At 62.2% G+C, this 821-nt stretch carries 1 protein-coding gene; it reads right to left on the bottom strand.

What is annotated here, in order from left to right:
- Window positions 1–415 precede the first annotated feature (415 nt).
- On the bottom strand, window positions 416–821 hold a 406-nt coding region (locus AB4Z46_RS35340; protein WP_442288213.1), incomplete at its 5' end, for a DUF72 domain-containing protein.

The raw sequence follows: 821 nt of genomic DNA, 5'->3' as shown, positions 1-821 counted from the left end.
CCCGCGAAGAGGGTAGCGGCTCGGGTGGCTACAGCGCGACTGGTTACAGTGCAGGCAAACGCTCGGACATTGGCTATGGCACTGGTGGCTACGGCGGTGGTCGTTACTGAGCCCAGTAACTTCCTCTGAAAAACCGGCTCTCCTGAGTCGGTTTTTTTTCGTCCCGTTCGCCGGGTGCTGACTCGTTAACTTTTCTGATCCCGCCTCGTCCGTCGCGTGCCGCGTTATAGGCGGCATCCCGGTTTTCATAGGCTTGGCGAGACATGCTCATATGATCTGCGGCGGACGCACGCACAGATATCGTTCTAGTTGAAGTGCAAGTGAGCAGGCCGACGCCCGACTAAAACGGCACCTGACCTTGGTTCGACGGACCGGCTCCGCATCTTCGCGAACAGGCTGTCCACTCGATGAGTTCTCATGGCACGCCGCCCACGCGGCTACCAAGCCGCAATGCATCGCCCACCGCCTCGCCCGCTGCGGTGTTGTCAAAAATGCACCAGCAGTGCCGGGCGTCTCTCGCGGCCTCAAGCAGTCGCAGCGCGAGCGATGCCAGCAGGGCGTCTTCGTACCGGGACCAGTACACCCGGGGTGAGCCGTGAAGCCGCAAATAAATGGTCTCTTGCCACCCACCCGGTGTGGCCCCTGCATCGTGGCGCACGGGATCGGCGAGTACGCGTGTGAACCTGAACTTCGCGAGCAGAACATCCGCTTCAGCAGAGAACCAACTCGCGTGGCGCGGCTCGACCGCGACCGGTCCAATGTGGCGTTTCCGCAGTTGGGCTCCGAAGCGGCCCGCCAACCTGGAATCGAAGGCCAGGCGC

The organism is Variovorax sp. M-6, from assembly GCF_052114385.1.
GTDB lineage: Bacteria > Pseudomonadota > Gammaproteobacteria > Burkholderiales > Burkholderiaceae_C > Variovorax.
This window is presented reverse-complemented; position numbering and strand designations above follow the sequence as displayed.